We start from the raw sequence: 15,564 nt of genomic DNA, 5'->3' as shown, positions 1-15,564 counted from the left end.
ATATTTAAAAATAATGTTGACAAAAAATATAATTAGTATATAATTAACACACATAAATTAACGGGATGTAGCGCAATTGGTTAGCGTACCTGCTTTGGGAGCAGGGGGTTGTGAGTTCGAGTCTCACCATCCCGAATGCGCTAGTAGCTCAATTGGATAGAGCAACTGCCTTCTAAGCAGTAGGTTACAGGTTCGATTCCTGTCTGGCGCGCATAACAAGCCTCATCGGTTTTGGTATGATAAAAAATAATAACTCTTTTTTAATGTTTAAATGGCGAATGTAGCTCAGTTGGTTAGAGCGCCAGATTGTGGATCTGGATGTCGCGGGTTCAAGTCCCGTCTTTCGCCCATTTCTTTATTTTAAATCTTATATTTCATTAAATATTATCTATTTTGTTATATTATTATACTGATATTTAATTGTATCATATTTTGATTTCAATAGTATTTATTTTTAACTTAAAATTTTATATAGAAATTATCTATTGACATTACGATATTATAGTTATAAATTATTATCATTAAGTATACAATACTAATATTTATTAAAAAGGATATTATTTAAATATGAACAAAATAAAAAGATTATCATTAGTTATTGCTTTAATATTAGTAGCTAATATTAAAGTGTTTGCAGAAGGAGGTTTTGAATTTGCAGTAAATGTTCCTATAGGAGCATCATTCGGTATAACTTCCGGATTTGAACCAAAATATACTTCAAGTAGCGGAACAACAAAAAGTGCAATTACTACAGAAGCGGGTTTTGATTCAGGAGTACAGGTACAGATAGGTTATATGTTTACTTTCGGAAATTTCGGATTAAGCCTTTTGGGTGATTTAGGATATAGTTATGACAGCTATAGATATTCTGACTATCTAGATTACGAATATAACTCAGTAAAGGAAAAACATAAAGAAACTATTAGTATGTATATGCATAATTTTCAAGTGGGTATTCTTCCTAAATTTAATTTTGGGAATTTTGCTTGGGGTATAGGCGGAGGAGTGAAGATTCCTATGACTGGAACTCTCGAAGATAAAGTAGAAAATAGTTTATATGGAAATTCAACAACAAAAATAGATTATAAATCTTCTTATTTTGAAGTACCTGTTATAGGTTATTTTAAGATGACATTCGATTATTCTTTCTTCTTTAATGACAGTATGGCTTTTGTTTTGGGGGCATATCTTGGTGCGGATATAGGTCCTATTTGGAAGCAGGGCGAGATTACACTTGCTAAAGATGCCTCTATAAGCAGTTTTGATATAGGTGTTAATTTAGGATTCAAGTTTGGTCCTAGACTTAATTAATAAATATTTATAAAGGATAAAAAATGAAAAATATCAAAAAATTATCATTGGTTATTGCTTTAATATTAGTCGCTAATATTAAAGTATTTGCAGCAAGCGGTTTTGAAGCAGCTTTAAGTGTACCATTAGGAGCATCTTTTGGTATATTTAATGGAGAAATTACTACAACTGGTATAGCTCCAGCAATTAATTCAGAAGTAGGATTTGATTCGGGAGTGCATGCTCAAATAGGATATATGTTCGATTTTGGTGGTTTTGGATTAAGCCTTTTAGGGGATTTGGGATATAGTTATGATAGTTATAGATATTCTATGTCATTAACAATTTTGGGTGTTGAAGAAAAAACATATCAAAGTTTATATTTACATAGTTTCCAGTTAGGAGTTCTTCCTAAATTTAATTTTGGAAATTTTGCATTAGGAATAGGCGGAGGTGTGAAAATACCTATGGGCGGTACTAGTGAAGTAAAATATATGGTTGACGGTTCAGAAGTTCTTAATCAAAAATTAGATTATAAATCTTCTGATGTTAAATCAAATGTTATAGGATACATTAAAGCTACATTTGATTATTCTTTCTTCTTTACTGATAATATGGCTTTCGTTTTAGGTGCTTATATAGGATATGACATAGGTCTTTCTCCAAAAGGATCAGATAATAGATTTGATAGTTTTGATGTAGGTGGGCAGATAGGATTTAAATTCGGACCTAGAGTTGGATCTTAATATTTGATTTTATTTACTAAATAAAAAGTCTGCTGATTTTTAAATCGGCGGACTTTTATTTTATGGTTTTATATATTAGTTATATTGGGTTTATTTATGAAGAAAATATTATTAATTATTATCATTATAACATTTAATATGAAGTTATTTGCAGCAAGCGGTTTTGAAGCAGTATTAAGTGTACCTTTAGGGGTGTCATTAGGAATATTCAACGGTGAGGTTGAGTCAATAGGAAAAGAACCTCAAGTTAATACTAAAGCAGGATTTGATGCAGGAGTGAATGCTCAGCTTGGTTATATGTTTGCTTTTGAAAAATTCGGCTTAAGTGTTTTAGCCGATTTAGGATATAGCTATGACAGTTTCAAATATTCTGTATATCATAGTGTTTCAGCATTAGGTGGAAGTGAGGAATATAATATAGAAAATAGTTTGTATTTGCATAGCTTTCAAATAGGTATTCTTCCAAAGTTTAATTTCGGTGCATTTTCTTTTGGTATAGGAGGCGGAGTAAAAATACCAATTTCAGGTACAAGTGAAAGTAAAACTATAAAAACTATAAATGCTTTTGGTAATTCAATAAAATCAGAGTATAATGTTAAAAAAGATTATAAAAAATCAGACTATTTATCATCTTTTATAAGCTATTTTAAAGTTACATTCGATTATTCTTTCTTTTTTACAAGTAAATTAGCTTTCAATTTAGGGGCTTATTTTGGGTATGATATAGGACTATCATATAAAGCTACAGACTTAAATGAAAAATATAGAGTTGATAGTTTTGACTTTGGTTTTCAGATTGGTTTAAGATTTTCTCCCAAATTATAAATAAAAAATATATTAATTTTAATATAACTTGATATTTTTTCATATATTAATATACTATTATATATATTTAGTTTTAAGGTTATTACAAAATAATAGTTTTAATCAATGTATATTTATACTGTGTTTTATTAAGATTTACCTCTGGGTTGTAAACTATAGTTCATAATTGCCGATAATTATAATAATATTGTAAAGCGTCTGTGGCTCAATTGGATAGAGCAGCGGATTTCGGTTCCGCCGGTTGGGGGTTCGATTCCTCTCAGACGCGAAGAAAAATTGATTATTTGAGTAAATGTGTTAAAATATATACAATGTAATAGAAAAAGGTTTTTTATAAGAAATGAAAGAAAAAGCTATAAGAAAACTCAATTTAGTTATATTAATACTATTCCCAATAATGCTTTTAGTATTCTCTATTACATATAACATATATAGTGTAGGTACAGAAAATAGAATAAGAAAAGAACTTGAAAACTTTACAAACTCACTTTCATTGAGAATGGAAAGTAAGTATATGGATATGATGACTTTATACTTTAAAGAAGAGTTGAATAATTATGCCATAGCAAATGAATTTACTAATTTAGTTAAAGAACAGGTAAGATTAGGTATAACTCCTCACTTTAATTCGTTAAAATTTTCTGTAGACTATACAATGAAAAATAATGTAAGAACAACTACTTATGCTTTATTGTTTATAGCAGTTCTTATGTTTATATTGACTCTTGTAATTAATTTCACTAATAATAGTATAAGTAATACATCTTATGTTAGTCCGCCAGCTAATAATGTAAATGAAAATATTAAAGAGGATACTCAAAAACCTTCTAATCCTATAGGAAATATGATTGATTCATCTTCAAGCGAGGCTATAAGACTTGAGATCGAGGAAATGTACAAAAGATTAGTAAAAGAGATGAAAAACTCTAGAGATGATCAGGCATTAGAAATAATAGAAAAGATGTTTCAATTAGATGATAGAAATCATTTAGCTTTGAATGGAGCTGGTATATTATATACAAAAATGTACGGCAGAGAAAATAAAGATGAATATTTCAAAAAAGCAAATGAATATTTTCAATATGCTTTATCATTATATACAAATAATGAAAATGTATCAAACAACAAAGCAATACTATATTCTGTAAGATATGAGTTAAAGAAATCGGAAGAAGATTATGAAACTGCTTTGATTATATTTAATGATGCTTTATCTGCTAATCATTTGGATGTAGAGCTTCTTAATAACAGAGCAACTTTATATTCTGTGAAATATAAAATAGGCGGAGATGAAAACATATTCTCAAGGTCTTTAAATGATTATGATGAGCTTATAAAAATAGATTACAATAATATATATGCTCTTAACAATAGAAGTGCTTTGTATTTTACTAAATATAAAAACTCCGGTGATAAAAAATATTTTGACAAATCTATAGAAGATTGTAATATGGCATTCAAAATTAATTCTGCTGAAGCTCTTTATGATAATAGAGGTTCATTATATATATATAAATATTAATCATTAAAATATATTTATTTTTTCTTTGTAAGTCCTAATCTATTTTTTCTATACTCTTTTTCTAAATTATCAATATTTAAATTATTATTTGTTTTAGATAAATCATCGACTCTATAAATACGGCTTATATTATTTTCTTTATTTGTTATAAAATAATTATAAAGCATAGTTCCTTCAATGCTCATAAGAGATGAATCATGGGTGGAAAGTATAAGCTGAGAAGTATCTGTTTCTATTGGGTGAATTTTATTAAAAACATTGCTGCCGAATAAATTTACAACAAATTCTAATAATTCTGACTGTATTCCATTAAATTCATCAACTATAGATAATGTGCCATTAAGAAGAGAAACTAATATATAAATCAAATTAATAGCGTAAATTTTGCTTCCTTCAGATTCTACTTCATCAAAATCATTTTTATAACTGTCATGTTTAGATACTAATCTCTTATTATCTATAATAAAAGAAAATTCATTTTGAGATATGCTTTCTTCTATACTCAAATCATCTATATCAATAAAAGATAATAGTTTTTTATATATATACCAAACATTATATTTATTGAAATAATCGAAAGCCTCTACTATAGCATAAGAAGAAAAGTCTGCTTCATTTGTAAATGGAAATAAGAAACATAGATTTTTAAATAATGAAAGATAATAATTTACTTCTTCTCGGTATTCATCTATTTTTTCATCATTTATAAAACTTAAAAATGTATTTGTATCTGGAATATATTTATTATAATTAAATATGCCGTCTTTTATATAATTTAATTCTCTTTTAAATATTATAATATCATTATTTTTAATCAATTTTTCTGAATATATTCTTTTATTTTCATTATCCAGTACCAGTTCATACAAATATAATATACATTCATCATTAGAGTAAAATTCCAAACAGAATCGGCTTTTATCATTTTTGCCATGAATCATATTCGGGTCTAAAAGTTTTTTGATGCTGTCATCGCTTGAAGTTATATATCCATTATTAGAATAAAGAATAAATTTTAAAGCATTAATTAAATTACTTTTACCAGATCCATTATATCCGTATAAAAGACATAATTTTGATATATACTCATCATTGATCTTCTTTATAAATCGGCATTCATTTTCTTTGGCAATATCAACGGTTAAATCCAAGACAGCCTCATCATAAAAAGATCTGTAATTTGAAATTGTAAATTTTTTTAGCATATTATTTTATTTTTTAATATATTTTCTCTTTAACCTTATAAAAACAAAACAATATCAAATATGTAAAGATAAAAAAACTTAAAAAAGCTTGGGTGGGTGCTATAATTTCTTATTAAATCATATAAGAAAATAAATACTAAAATGACAAAATAAAGCAGAAAGCATAGAGGTCGGGGAATTAGAATAGTATTTTAAAGCATAAAAAAATTTGATTTTTTATTTATTTATTTTATTATTACTGTATGGATAATAATGTAGATAATAAAAATATAAATAGATGGCGTTTAATACTCGGAAGTTTCGCTGAAGATAATTTAAAGCTTGATGGAGAGTATGCTGAAATGGATCAATCATTAGGTTTTTTATATGATAGAGAATACAGCAAAGAAGCCGGATACGCTGATTTTGAAAATAATGATAAACAGAGAGGCGGAAAGGGGGCAAGTGTTTTAACTGTTCCTACTTGGGTTGCGAAGGTAAAAAAGTTATTTCCAAAAAAAACAGTTGAAATCATGCAAACTCATGCATTAGAAAAATATAATCTTACTGAAATGATTACTGATGAGAATATTTTAAAAGAGATGGAGCCTAATATGGAGCTTTTAAAAAATATTCTCACATTTAAAGATATGATGAATGGTAATGTGAAAAAGCTTGCCTATGATATAGTAAGAAAAGTTGTCAATGAAATAAAAAATAAAATGGAAAGCGATATAAAAAAAGTTTTCTATGGAAAAAAACTTCCGAACTCTACTACTCAAAATAAAATATTTAAAAATCTTGATGTTAAAAAAACAATAAGAAATAATTTAAAAAACTATAACATAGAAGATAAAACTATTTTTGTAGATAAATTATATTTCAATCAAAACATAAAAAAATATAATCCATGGCATATAATAATATTAATAGATGAAAGCGGTTCTATGCTTGACTCAGTTATATATTCTGCAATAATGGCTTCTATATTTTCAAACCTTCCATATTTATCAATAAAACTTATAATATTTGATACTTCTATAGTTGATTTAAGCGACAGTGTAAAAGACCCTATTGATGTATTATTCAAAGTACAGTTGGGAGGAGGTACTGATATTGTAATGGCTTTGGAATATGCCAAAAAGATTACAACTATACCTGATAAAACTATAGTTCTTCTTATAAGTGATTTATATGATAATAAAGATTACAAATATATGTATAAAAGTGCAAGAGATATAATAGAGGCAAGGTCTAAACTTTTTGTACTTCCTGCTTTGGACTATAATGCTGATGCAAGTTATGATAAAGAGGCAGCAAAACAGTTGTCAAAGATTGGTGCTAAAGTTGCGGCCATTACACCTAATGAACTTTCTAAATGGATAAGCAGTGTAATATCTTGATTATTTTTGAATATAACATTATAAAATAAAAGCTTAGGATATACTGAAATGATTTCATTTTGCCGACTACTACACATTATATAATTATTATCAACTTTTTTGCCGCCGCTTACGCTCTGCGGGCTTCGCCAAAGTTGCAAAAAGTGCGAGTATAAAATTAGTGCTAAATCATACTAGAAAATATTTTACATATAATATAATTTATTAAATTTAAGTTAAAATATAGCCTTTCCCGAAGCGTATCCGAGTCTGTCGAGGATATAGGTTCTTTTATACCAATACTTACAGTACTTCCTTCGGTCGTAAAAGAACTGGGGTATTACGAAGTACGCAGAGCGGTGGGCAAAGCCCCAGATATAAAAACAAAAATATAAATTTATTTTTGACAAAATATAGTTGTTTAGGTATATATAGAGTTTAATTACATATGCCCGCCCTTTATATTTAAAGTTTCACTCTGCAATATAACTTTTACTTTCTTATTTGCTTAATTAGAATTTCTTGCTGCCCACCCAAGCGGATTTTAAATTTATTGTGTACATAACGCACGTAAATAAAGCTAAAAATATATGTTTAATTAGAATTATAAATTAAACATATATTAAAAAATCATATTACCGTGCGGTTAACTAATTTTTGAAAGTTCGCCTTTGGTTGTTGTATTATCTGTATTTTCTATAGTTAATACCATATATCCAGAATGGAAAACAAATGTATAATTTTTAGAATTTTTACTAGCTACATAAGAATAATCATCAATTTTTATAAGCTCTTCTTTAGATATTGAAATATTATCTTTATATATGTTTTCACCTTGTATATCAATACTCATAGAATTATCATCATTAACAATCACTATGCATTTATTGGTTATAAGCTGTTTAGTATTTTGAGTTGTATTTAAAACACCCTCATATCTTCCTGCTATTTTAGTTTTGTTTGAACAACTGAAAATAAATAAAAATATAAAAGATAGACTTAGAATTTTAATACAATGTTTCATAATTTAACCCCTAAATAAATTAATTTTATGTAAAACAATACTAATGTTTTTTATGAAATTGTAAATAGTATTTTATCAAAAATTAATATTGATATTTTTATTAATTATTATTTTTTTGAAAAACTATTTTCTTCGCCCTTAAGCATTCTTTTATAATTTGGTATATGCTTTATCATTATGAATATTGCAAGAAGTATAGCTATAGGAAGAAGAACTATATAATTGATATTAAAAAATATTCTGTATAAAAAATTAGCTTTAAAATATAAAAAACTTAAAACTATAGGAAAAGCAATAGCTCCGCAAGTAGAACCTATAGCAACAGTTTTTCTTGAAGCAAATAAACCTATAAAGAAAAATACCATAGTAAGAATCAAGCTTACAGGTGCAAGCATAAACATAGAACCTGCACTAGTTGCAACACCTTTACCGCCTTTGAAACCTAAGAATATAGAAAATACATGCCCAAGTATAGAAGCAACAGCACAAGCTACTAATATATAGCTATGAGTTGAAATGATGCTTGATAATATAAAAGACGGTACTAAAACGGCAATCATTCCCTTACCTATATCACAAATATAAGCAGCGATTCCAGCTTTTTTACCGCATACGCGAAGTACGTTACTGGCACCCGGATTGCAGCTTCCTTCTTTTCTTACATCATGTCCATTTATTTTTCCTATTATGAATGAAAATGGTATTGCTCCGATTATATATGAAACGAGTATGCTTACTATAATTTTAACTATCATATTTTTAACCTCCAAATTTTTACCTCTTTTTCTGAAATTGAGGATAATAGGTGTTCCCCTAAAGTCGAACATCTCTCTGAATCTATTTTCTAAATATCTTTTATAATGCGAATTTAATTTATGAGGATGATTGCAAAATACAGCAAAAGCCGGAGGATTTACTCCTGTTTGAACTACATAGAAAATTTTGAAAGGATTTCCTCCTGCAGATATTGAATATTCTCTAGTAGCTCTCACCATAGTTTCTGTGAGTGCATGAGTTTCAAATCTCTGCATTCTTGTTTTTGCTACTCTTACTGCCAAAGATAAAAGTTTTTCAGCATCGTTTTTTCTATTGGCACAAACTCTTGCATAAAAAGCATAATTAAGAACAGGAAAAGCGTCTTTCATATATGCTTCATAATCATTCCAAGTAGTTCCTTTCTCTCTTATATCCCATTTATTTGCTGCTATTACTATTCCTTTTCTTCTTTCTATTATAAGATTGGCAATAGTTTTATCCTGATCTGTAAGCCCTTCAAAAACATCAAGCATTAATATACAAACATCAGATGCTTCTATGGCTTTTATTGCTCTGTTTACACTATAGTATTCAACATCAGTATTAACATTTTTTTTCTTTCTTATTCCGGCAGTATCTACAAGACAAATATCATCATCTTTGAAATTGAATGTTTCATCTATAGCATCTCTTGTAGTGCCTGCAATATTTGAAACAATACTTCTGTCTTTTCCTATTAATGTGTTTAATAAAGTGGATTTTCCTGCATTTGGCTTTCCAACTATTGCTATATTGATTGTTTTCTTTTGTGCTATATATTCATCGAGTCTATATTGTTTTGATTTTTCTTTTTTATTATTATAATTTTCTTCATCATCTTCTTCGTCTAAATCATCATCATAATATTCTTCTTCAAAATCTTCATCAATATTTTCAATTTCTATTGTATTATTATATTCATCATTATTAGAATCATTATTTTTAGATATTTCTCTTTCTGCTTCTAAATCAAATCCGTTTCTTTCAAGAACTTCTAATATTTTTTCTCTTAAATCATCAATGCCGTTATTATGCTCGGCACTTATTATAGATACATCTTTTATACCTAATGAATAGAATTCACTTACCAAATTATTATGAGAATCAGCATCTACTTTATTTATAACAAGTATTATAGGTTTTCCGGATTTTCTTATTATATTAATGAAATGTCTGTCATCTGGGTGGCTTTGATGTGCATCTACTAAAAATAAAAGTATATCCGAATCTTCTAATGCAGTTTTTAATGCTTTTTCTCTTACCTTTTCATTTAAAGTGTCATCGCTTACATCAAGCAGTCCGCCTGTATCAAAAACATTGAATGCAATATCATCAATATATGTTTTAGCTATACTTATATCCCTAGTGACTCCTGCCATAGGGTCAACTATAGATTTTCTTCTTCCTGCAAATCTGTTAAATAGTGTAGATTTACCAACATTCGGTCTTCCAAGTATAGCGATATTTATCATTTATTTAAGCCTTTTATATTTATTATGATGAAAATTAATCATATCATAATTTTTAATATATTGCTATTATATTTTTATTTTATAATTATATGAAGAAGACAAAAATTGTATGTCTTATATTTTTTAGTTCTTACCGCTTTTATTTATATTATTTTGCAAGACTACTGTAAATTCTATCAAATTCTGCAATAAAAGTAATAATAACTTTTTGTGTAATATTATTCAATTTTGAAAAACAGTAATAAGGATCTTTTCCTTCATATTCTACATCAATTAAGGAAGAAGGCTCTATATCTGTTAATTTAGTTATATTATGCTTAGTTAAAAATTCTGATAAATACAAAATACTATGATTATGGTTAATAGTAAGTATGTTATTATCAAATGATAAGAATAAACCTATAAAAGTATATTCAGCATCATTTTTGAATTGAATACCTTTATTATTATAATAATAGTTAGTATTAAAATAATGTAAAAATCCCATTTTAAGCATAGTTTCGTATACTATTTCATCTTTATATTCTTTGTTCAATTTAATGTATGTCATAATATCCCATCTTACTCCTAATAAAATTGTTAGATATATTATACCATAATTATATTTTTATTAAAACAGAATTTATAAAAAAATATTATGTTAATATGCTAAATATATTAAAAAACTAATAAAATTCTTGTTGTATATACTTTTTTCTTATTAAATTTAAATTATGTTTTTATAATGTGAAGTTTGAGGAGTCAAATTAAGTTTAAAAAAATTAATTACATTTGCCCGCCCTTTAGGTTCTTTAATTCATTATAAGGTTTCGAATAAAATATATTTTGGCACTTTTGCAACTTTTGCTGCTGGAAAAGTTGATAAAAAATAAGTTTAAAATTTTATTTACATACCCCGCCCTTTAGGTATGTAAATTTATTTTGTTATTTTTATTTTATTTTTCTTGATAGTTTTTCATTTAATTATAACGCCCACCCAAGCGTTTTTTAAATTTAAAATTCACATACCGCACGCAGAATAATATTTAAAATATAGATAGATTTATAATTTTAATCTTTATTATATATAGAGCTTAGTTAACCGTGCGTAATATTTTATGCTAATTATTATAGTATTAAATTTTTTTCTATTATAATGATTTCAATAAATTTATATTAGGAAATTTTGATGTCAGTTGTTAAGGATAATGATTCTAGTATGGATTCAAAATATTATTTTGATAATGCAAATATTTTTTGTCTTGAAGGAAAATATGAAGAAGCCATAGTATATTATAATAAGGCCATAGAGTTAGACCCTAATTATAGTGCTGCTTATTATAACAGAGGAAGTGTTAAAGCTGATTTAGGTGAATATGAAGAAGCTATTAAAGATTATGATATGGCTATAGAGTTAGACCATAATTATACTTATGCTTATAATAACAGAGGGCTTGCTAAAGATTATTTAGGTGAATATGAAGAAGCTATTAAAGACTATGATAAAGCTATAGAGTTAGACTCTGATTACAGTGATGCTTATAATAACAGAGGAATTGTTAAAAATGTTTTAGGTAAATATGAAGACTCTATTAAAGATTTTAATAAAGTAATAGAATTAAACCCTAATGATAGTGATGCTTATTATAATAGAGGGACTGTTAAAGATGTTTTAGGTAAATATGGAGAAGCTATTAAAGACTATGATAAGGCTATAGAGTTAAATCCTAATAATGGAGCTTTTTATAATAACAGAGGAGTATCTAAAGAAAATTTAGAGGAGTACAATGAAGCTTTAAAAGATTATAAAAAGGCTTTGGAATTAGACCCTAACTATGATATTGCTAGAGAAAATATAAAAGAGATTCAAGATAAATATGGCTTGAAATAAACTTTACGCACGGTGAATAAAACCCAAAAAAATAACTGCATTATCAATGGAAATTTATTAAATAATTAAAATTCGTTAATCGTGCGTTAAATGGATTTTAAATTTAAGCATCATTTGGGTGGGTGTGCTTTTTCTTATCAAGTTATTAATATAATTAAAGTTAAAATTTGAAAAATATACTATAAAGAATAAAGGGTGGGTATGTAAATAAAGTTTTAAAATTTAATTTACACTTGCCCGCCCTTTAGACTTTTTAATTTATATTGTTATTTTTGCTTTGTATTTACTTGCTGTTTAAACTAGAAATTACAGCACCCGCCCAAGTTTTTTAAAAAATTGTGAAGAATATACCGCACGAGTTAATGAGATTTAAAATATATGCTTATGGAGAATTTTAATTTAGATTATATATTTAAGCCTATTTAGCATGCGTAAAAATTAATAAAAGTTTGGCGGGGTGTTTTATTTTCTAATTAAATAATAAAAATAATTTAAATTATAATTGTAGAATAAAACAATAAAAAATAAAGGGCGGGGAATGTAATTAATCCCCAACCCTTTGAATTATCAATTCTTTATATATTTATTATATTTTTAATTAAGCTTCAGACGGTATCAAACCAAAATAAGCACTTATACCTCTAAAAGCTAGTACAGCATATCTTTTAACTTCAGAGTTTTTAGGATAGCTTATGCAATATATAAAGTCATTTGCATTTTCATATACTTTAGTTAAATCATTTACAGTAACTTTTTCAGGTTCAGTTGATGAAAGAAAAGTTTTAATATCTTCAATGTTAAATGGTATTTCTTTTTTTACAATATATTTTACACCATTCCAAGTAACTTCTTCAGCCAAATAAATTGTTTTTACATAGTATTTACTATCAGCTGTACCAGTATATAAAGATTTACCATCATATCCTATATAATGATGTCCAATAGCAGTATCTTTAACAAATGAAGTTTGATTATTTATGGATAAATCTTCTATAAATTCATTTGTAGAACCAAAAGAAAAATCCTTTTGATATGATTCTATTTTTTCCTCAAAGTCTGTTTTTGTAGGAGGCGGCTCTGTATTATCAGGGTTTGTATTATTATTTTTGCAGCTGAAAATAAATAATAAACATAGAATTAAAATTAAAAAACTTTTTTTGTTCATAATAAGAACTCCTTATAAATTGTTTTTATATAAAATTTTTTTATTGACAGAATTAAATTATTATTTTTTATTATTGCTAATAAAAATTGTTCGCTCGCTTTGCGTGCCTGCGGCAAAAGATTTGTCAAGTAAACTTGACAGAGACTCACAATTTTTATAATTAGCTTTATAATATTTAAAATTATACTGATAATGTTATAAGCAAAATTAAAAAAATTATGCAATGCCGATATTGCTTTATGAAAAATTAATGAAAATATATTATTGAAAAAATTTAAATTAGCTGATTGCTGATTGCTGATTGCTGATTGCTGATTGCTGATTGCTGATTGCTGATTGCTGATTGCTGATTGCTGATTGCTGATTGCTGATTGCTGATTGCTGATTGCTCTCTAGATATTAAATAAAATATATTATCCATACGCAAAATTATAAAATATTTATATTTTATGTCAATTATTTTAATATTATAAATTTAAAAATTAATTACATTTGCCCTCCCTTTAGGGTGGTAATTAATTATTATTGTAAATATAATATTTACTTCATGATAAGGTTTCAAATAAAATATATTTTGGCACTTTTGCAACTTTTGCTGCGGGAAAAGTTAATAAAAAATAAGTTTAAAATTTTATTTACATACCCCGCCCTTTATGCTTTGTTACTATTTTTTGAATTTTAGTTTTAATTATATTTTAAAGCTGAATCATAAATTACAGCTTAAAGCTGAATCATAAATTACAGCACCCGCCCAAGTTTTTTTAAAATTGGGGCAGAATATACCGCACGAGTTAATGAGATTAAAAATATATGATTATGGAGAATGGTGATTTAAATTATATATTTAAGCCTATTTACCGTGCGTTTTAATGATGAATTTTTAATATTTACATAATATATGAATAAAATTTATTAAGGCTTTTTTCATTATACCGAAAATAAAGAAAGCAGAATTTTTATACTTTTAAAGTTTAAAGGCGGAAAATATATGTATAAATATATGATAGAAGGTTCAAACAATATTGGGGGAGTATTAAAGGTATCAGGATCAAAAAATGCATCATTGCCTTTGCTTGTTGCATCTATTTTAACAGATGAGCCTGTTATACTTCATAATGTTCCAGATTTGGTAGACGTGCATGTTCTTATAAATATATTAGAGCCTTTAGGGAAAAAAGTAGATTTTAAAAATAATACCACTGTAATAATATCTCATAACGGAAAAAGCGAGGAAGCTCCTTATAAATTAGTTAAAAAGATGAGAGGCTCTATAATAGTATTAGGGCCATTACTAGCTAAAAGAAAGCATTGCAGAGTATCATATCCGGGCGGATGTGCTTTCGGTCCAAGACCAATAGATTTGCATTTGAAAGGAATGGAAGCATTAGGAGCTAAAATAGATATTACAGCAGGATATATAGATGCTAGAGTTGAAGGCGATTTAATAGGTGCTGATATGGACTTGTCAGGCAAATTCGGTCCTACAGTATTAGGTACTGATAATGTTATGATGGCGGCTACTTTGGCTAAAGGTACTACTATCATAAGAAATGCTGCAAAAGAACCGGAATGTACTAATTTGGTTGATTTGCTTAGTGCTATGGGAGCAAAAATCACAGGCGGCGGTACTGATATTCTAACTATAGAGGGTGTTGAAGCTCTTCATGGTGCAGAGTTTACTGTTATTCCTGATAGAATAGAAACAGGTACTTTCCTAGCAATAGCTGCTGCCGGAAGAGGTAAGTTGAAGCTTGAAAATGCAGAGCCTAAACATTTAACTTATGTATTAGATTTGCTTTCAGATATAGGTTGTGATATAAAAACTACAGAAACTACTATAGAAATAGATGCAAGAAATAAAGAATTAAAGCCTTTTAAAGTAGAAACATTGCCTTATCCCGGTTTTCCTACAGACTTGCAGGCTATTTATACAACATTGGCATGCACTATAAAAGGTAAGAGCGAGCTTATAGAGGGCATTTATCCTGATAGATTTAGTCATGTACCGGAACTTGTTCGTATGGGCGCTGATATAGAGTTGAATACTTCAGATATAGTTGTAAACGGCGGTAAAGAGTTATCAGGTGCCGATGTTCAAGCTAGCGATTTGCGTGCGGGTGCTGCTTTGGTTGCTGCCGGAGCTATAGCTAAAGGTACAACTAATGTTCATAGAATCTATCATATAGAAAGAGGATATGAAAATTTAGAAGAAAAATTAAAAACTATTAATATAGAAACAAAAAAGAAAAAGATGATATTTTATAATTATATTATTAAGAATTAAAATTA

12 protein-coding genes and 4 tRNA genes are annotated in these 15,564 nt (G+C 27.3%); 11 read left to right on the top strand and 5 right to left on the bottom strand.

The genetic code is table 11. The features are described from left to right. The first annotated feature begins 61 nt into the window (after nt 1-61). The 8 genes from BINT_RS14065 to BINT_RS14030 all read left to right on the top strand — a co-directional run bounded on the left by BINT_RS14065 (nt 62) and on the right by BINT_RS14030 (nt 4,383). A tRNA-Pro gene (locus BINT_RS14065) sits at nt 62-135 on the top strand. A gap of 2 nt (nt 136-137) precedes the next feature. Further along, nucleotides 138-211: transfer RNA gene (locus tag BINT_RS14060), tRNA-Arg, on the top strand. Between the two features lie 62 nt (nt 212-273). Beyond that, nucleotides 274-349 (top strand) — tRNA-His (locus BINT_RS14055). Nucleotides 350-567: 218 nt separating this feature from the next. After that, complete coding sequence (locus BINT_RS14050) at nt 568-1,311, top strand: hypothetical protein (RefSeq protein WP_014489230.1); 744 nt, start codon at nt 568-570, stop codon at nt 1,309-1,311. 23 nt (nt 1,312-1,334) lie between these two features. Beyond that, nucleotides 1,335-2,036 (top strand): hypothetical protein, encoded by a 702-nt coding sequence (locus BINT_RS14045; protein ID WP_014489229.1) that lies wholly within the window; start codon nt 1,335-1,337, stop codon nt 2,034-2,036. A gap of 96 nt (nt 2,037-2,132) precedes the next feature. Beyond that, entirely contained in the window at nt 2,133-2,861 is a 729-nt protein-coding gene (locus tag BINT_RS14040) for a hypothetical protein (RefSeq protein WP_041177524.1), read from the top strand. Between the two features lie 194 nt (nt 2,862-3,055). Continuing rightward, nucleotides 3,056-3,129: transfer RNA gene (locus BINT_RS14035), tRNA-Arg, on the top strand. Nucleotides 3,130-3,201: 72 nt separating this feature from the next. Next, on the top strand, nt 3,202-4,383 hold the full coding sequence (locus tag BINT_RS14030; RefSeq protein WP_014489227.1) for a tetratricopeptide repeat protein: 1,182 nt from the start codon (nt 3,202-3,204) through the stop codon (nt 4,381-4,383). 14 nt (nt 4,384-4,397) lie between these two features. Here BINT_RS14030 and BINT_RS14025 read toward each other — a convergent pair whose 3' ends face one another. After that, nucleotides 4,398-5,588 (bottom strand): AAA family ATPase, encoded by a 1,191-nt coding sequence (locus tag BINT_RS14025; protein ID WP_014489226.1) that lies wholly within the window; start codon nt 5,586-5,588, stop codon nt 4,398-4,400. 242 nt (nt 5,589-5,830) lie between these two features. Between BINT_RS14025 and BINT_RS14020 the strand changes: the two genes are divergently transcribed. Further along, the gene (locus tag BINT_RS14020; RefSeq protein WP_014489225.1) at nt 5,831-6,970 is read left to right on the top strand and encodes a VWA domain-containing protein; all 1,140 of its coding nucleotides are present in this window, start codon (nt 5,831-5,833) and stop codon (nt 6,968-6,970) included. 625 nt (nt 6,971-7,595) lie between these two features. Here the strand turns inward: BINT_RS14020 and BINT_RS14015 are convergent. From BINT_RS14015 to BINT_RS14000, 3 genes are all read right to left on the bottom strand, one after another. Further along, nucleotides 7,596-7,973, bottom strand: coding sequence for a hypothetical protein (locus tag BINT_RS14015; RefSeq protein WP_014489224.1), 378 nt, complete (start codon nt 7,971-7,973; stop codon nt 7,596-7,598). A gap of 107 nt (nt 7,974-8,080) precedes the next feature. Further along, nucleotides 8,081-10,240 (bottom strand): ribosome biogenesis GTPase Der, encoded by a 2,160-nt coding sequence (der, locus tag BINT_RS14005; RefSeq protein ID WP_014489223.1) that lies wholly within the window; start codon nt 10,238-10,240, stop codon nt 8,081-8,083. A gap of 148 nt (nt 10,241-10,388) precedes the next feature. Then, on the bottom strand, nt 10,389-10,790 hold the full coding sequence (locus BINT_RS14000; protein ID WP_041177523.1) for a hypothetical protein: 402 nt from the start codon (nt 10,788-10,790) through the stop codon (nt 10,389-10,391). Nucleotides 10,791-11,408: 618 nt separating this feature from the next. On the opposite strand from BINT_RS14000, the gene BINT_RS13995 reads away from it, so the two are divergent. Further along, nucleotides 11,409-12,110 (top strand): tetratricopeptide repeat protein, encoded by a 702-nt coding sequence (locus BINT_RS13995; protein WP_014489221.1) that lies wholly within the window; start codon nt 11,409-11,411, stop codon nt 12,108-12,110. Between the two features lie 598 nt (nt 12,111-12,708). On the opposite strand, the gene BINT_RS13990 is transcribed toward BINT_RS13995, so the two are convergent. Continuing rightward, nucleotides 12,709-13,275 carry a hypothetical protein gene (locus tag BINT_RS13990; protein ID WP_014489220.1) on the bottom strand — a complete coding sequence of 189 codons (567 nt, stop codon included), beginning with the start codon at nt 13,273-13,275 and terminating at the stop codon, nt 12,709-12,711. A gap of 988 nt (nt 13,276-14,263) precedes the next feature. Here BINT_RS13990 and murA point away from each other — a divergent pair. After that, on the top strand, nt 14,264-15,559 hold the full coding sequence (gene murA / locus BINT_RS13985) for a UDP-N-acetylglucosamine 1-carboxyvinyltransferase (protein WP_014489218.1): 1,296 nt from the start codon (nt 14,264-14,266) through the stop codon (nt 15,557-15,559). Nucleotides 15,560-15,564 lie beyond the last annotated feature (5 nt).

The sequence above is a fragment of the Brachyspira intermedia PWS/A genome, assembly GCF_000223215.1.
Taxonomy (GTDB): Bacteria; Spirochaetota; Brachyspiria; order Brachyspirales; family Brachyspiraceae; genus Brachyspira; species Brachyspira intermedia.
This window is presented reverse-complemented; position numbering and strand designations above follow the sequence as displayed.

Excerpts from the sequence above, each read along its gene's own strand:
- BINT_RS14050 (WP_014489230.1), top strand. The coding sequence starts at position 568 with ATGAACAAAATAAAAAGATTATCATTAGTTATTGCTTTAATATTAGTA.
- BINT_RS14045 (WP_014489229.1), top strand. The coding sequence starts at position 1,335 with ATGAAAAATATCAAAAAATTATCATTGGTTATTGCTTTAATATTAGTC.
- BINT_RS14040 (WP_041177524.1), top strand. The coding sequence starts at position 2,133 with ATGAAGAAAATATTATTAATTATTATCATTATAACATTTAATATGAAG.
- BINT_RS14030 (WP_014489227.1), top strand. The coding sequence starts at position 3,202 with ATGAAAGAAAAAGCTATAAGAAAACTCAATTTAGTTATATTAATACTA.
- BINT_RS14025 (WP_014489226.1), bottom strand. The coding sequence starts at position 5,588 with ATGCTAAAAAAATTTACAATTTCAAATTACAGATCTTTTTATGATGAG.
- BINT_RS14020 (WP_014489225.1), top strand. The coding sequence starts at position 5,831 with ATGGATAATAATGTAGATAATAAAAATATAAATAGATGGCGTTTAATA.
- BINT_RS14015 (WP_014489224.1), bottom strand. The coding sequence starts at position 7,973 with ATGAAACATTGTATTAAAATTCTAAGTCTATCTTTTATATTTTTATTT.
- der (WP_014489223.1), bottom strand. The coding sequence starts at position 10,240 with ATGATAAATATCGCTATACTTGGAAGACCGAATGTTGGTAAATCTACA.
- BINT_RS14000 (WP_041177523.1), bottom strand. The coding sequence starts at position 10,790 with ATGACATACATTAAATTGAACAAAGAATATAAAGATGAAATAGTATAC.
- BINT_RS13995 (WP_014489221.1), top strand. The coding sequence starts at position 11,409 with ATGTCAGTTGTTAAGGATAATGATTCTAGTATGGATTCAAAATATTAT.
- BINT_RS13990 (WP_014489220.1), bottom strand. The coding sequence starts at position 13,275 with ATGAACAAAAAAAGTTTTTTAATTTTAATTCTATGTTTATTATTTATT.
- murA (WP_014489218.1), top strand. The coding sequence starts at position 14,264 with ATGTATAAATATATGATAGAAGGTTCAAACAATATTGGGGGAGTATTA.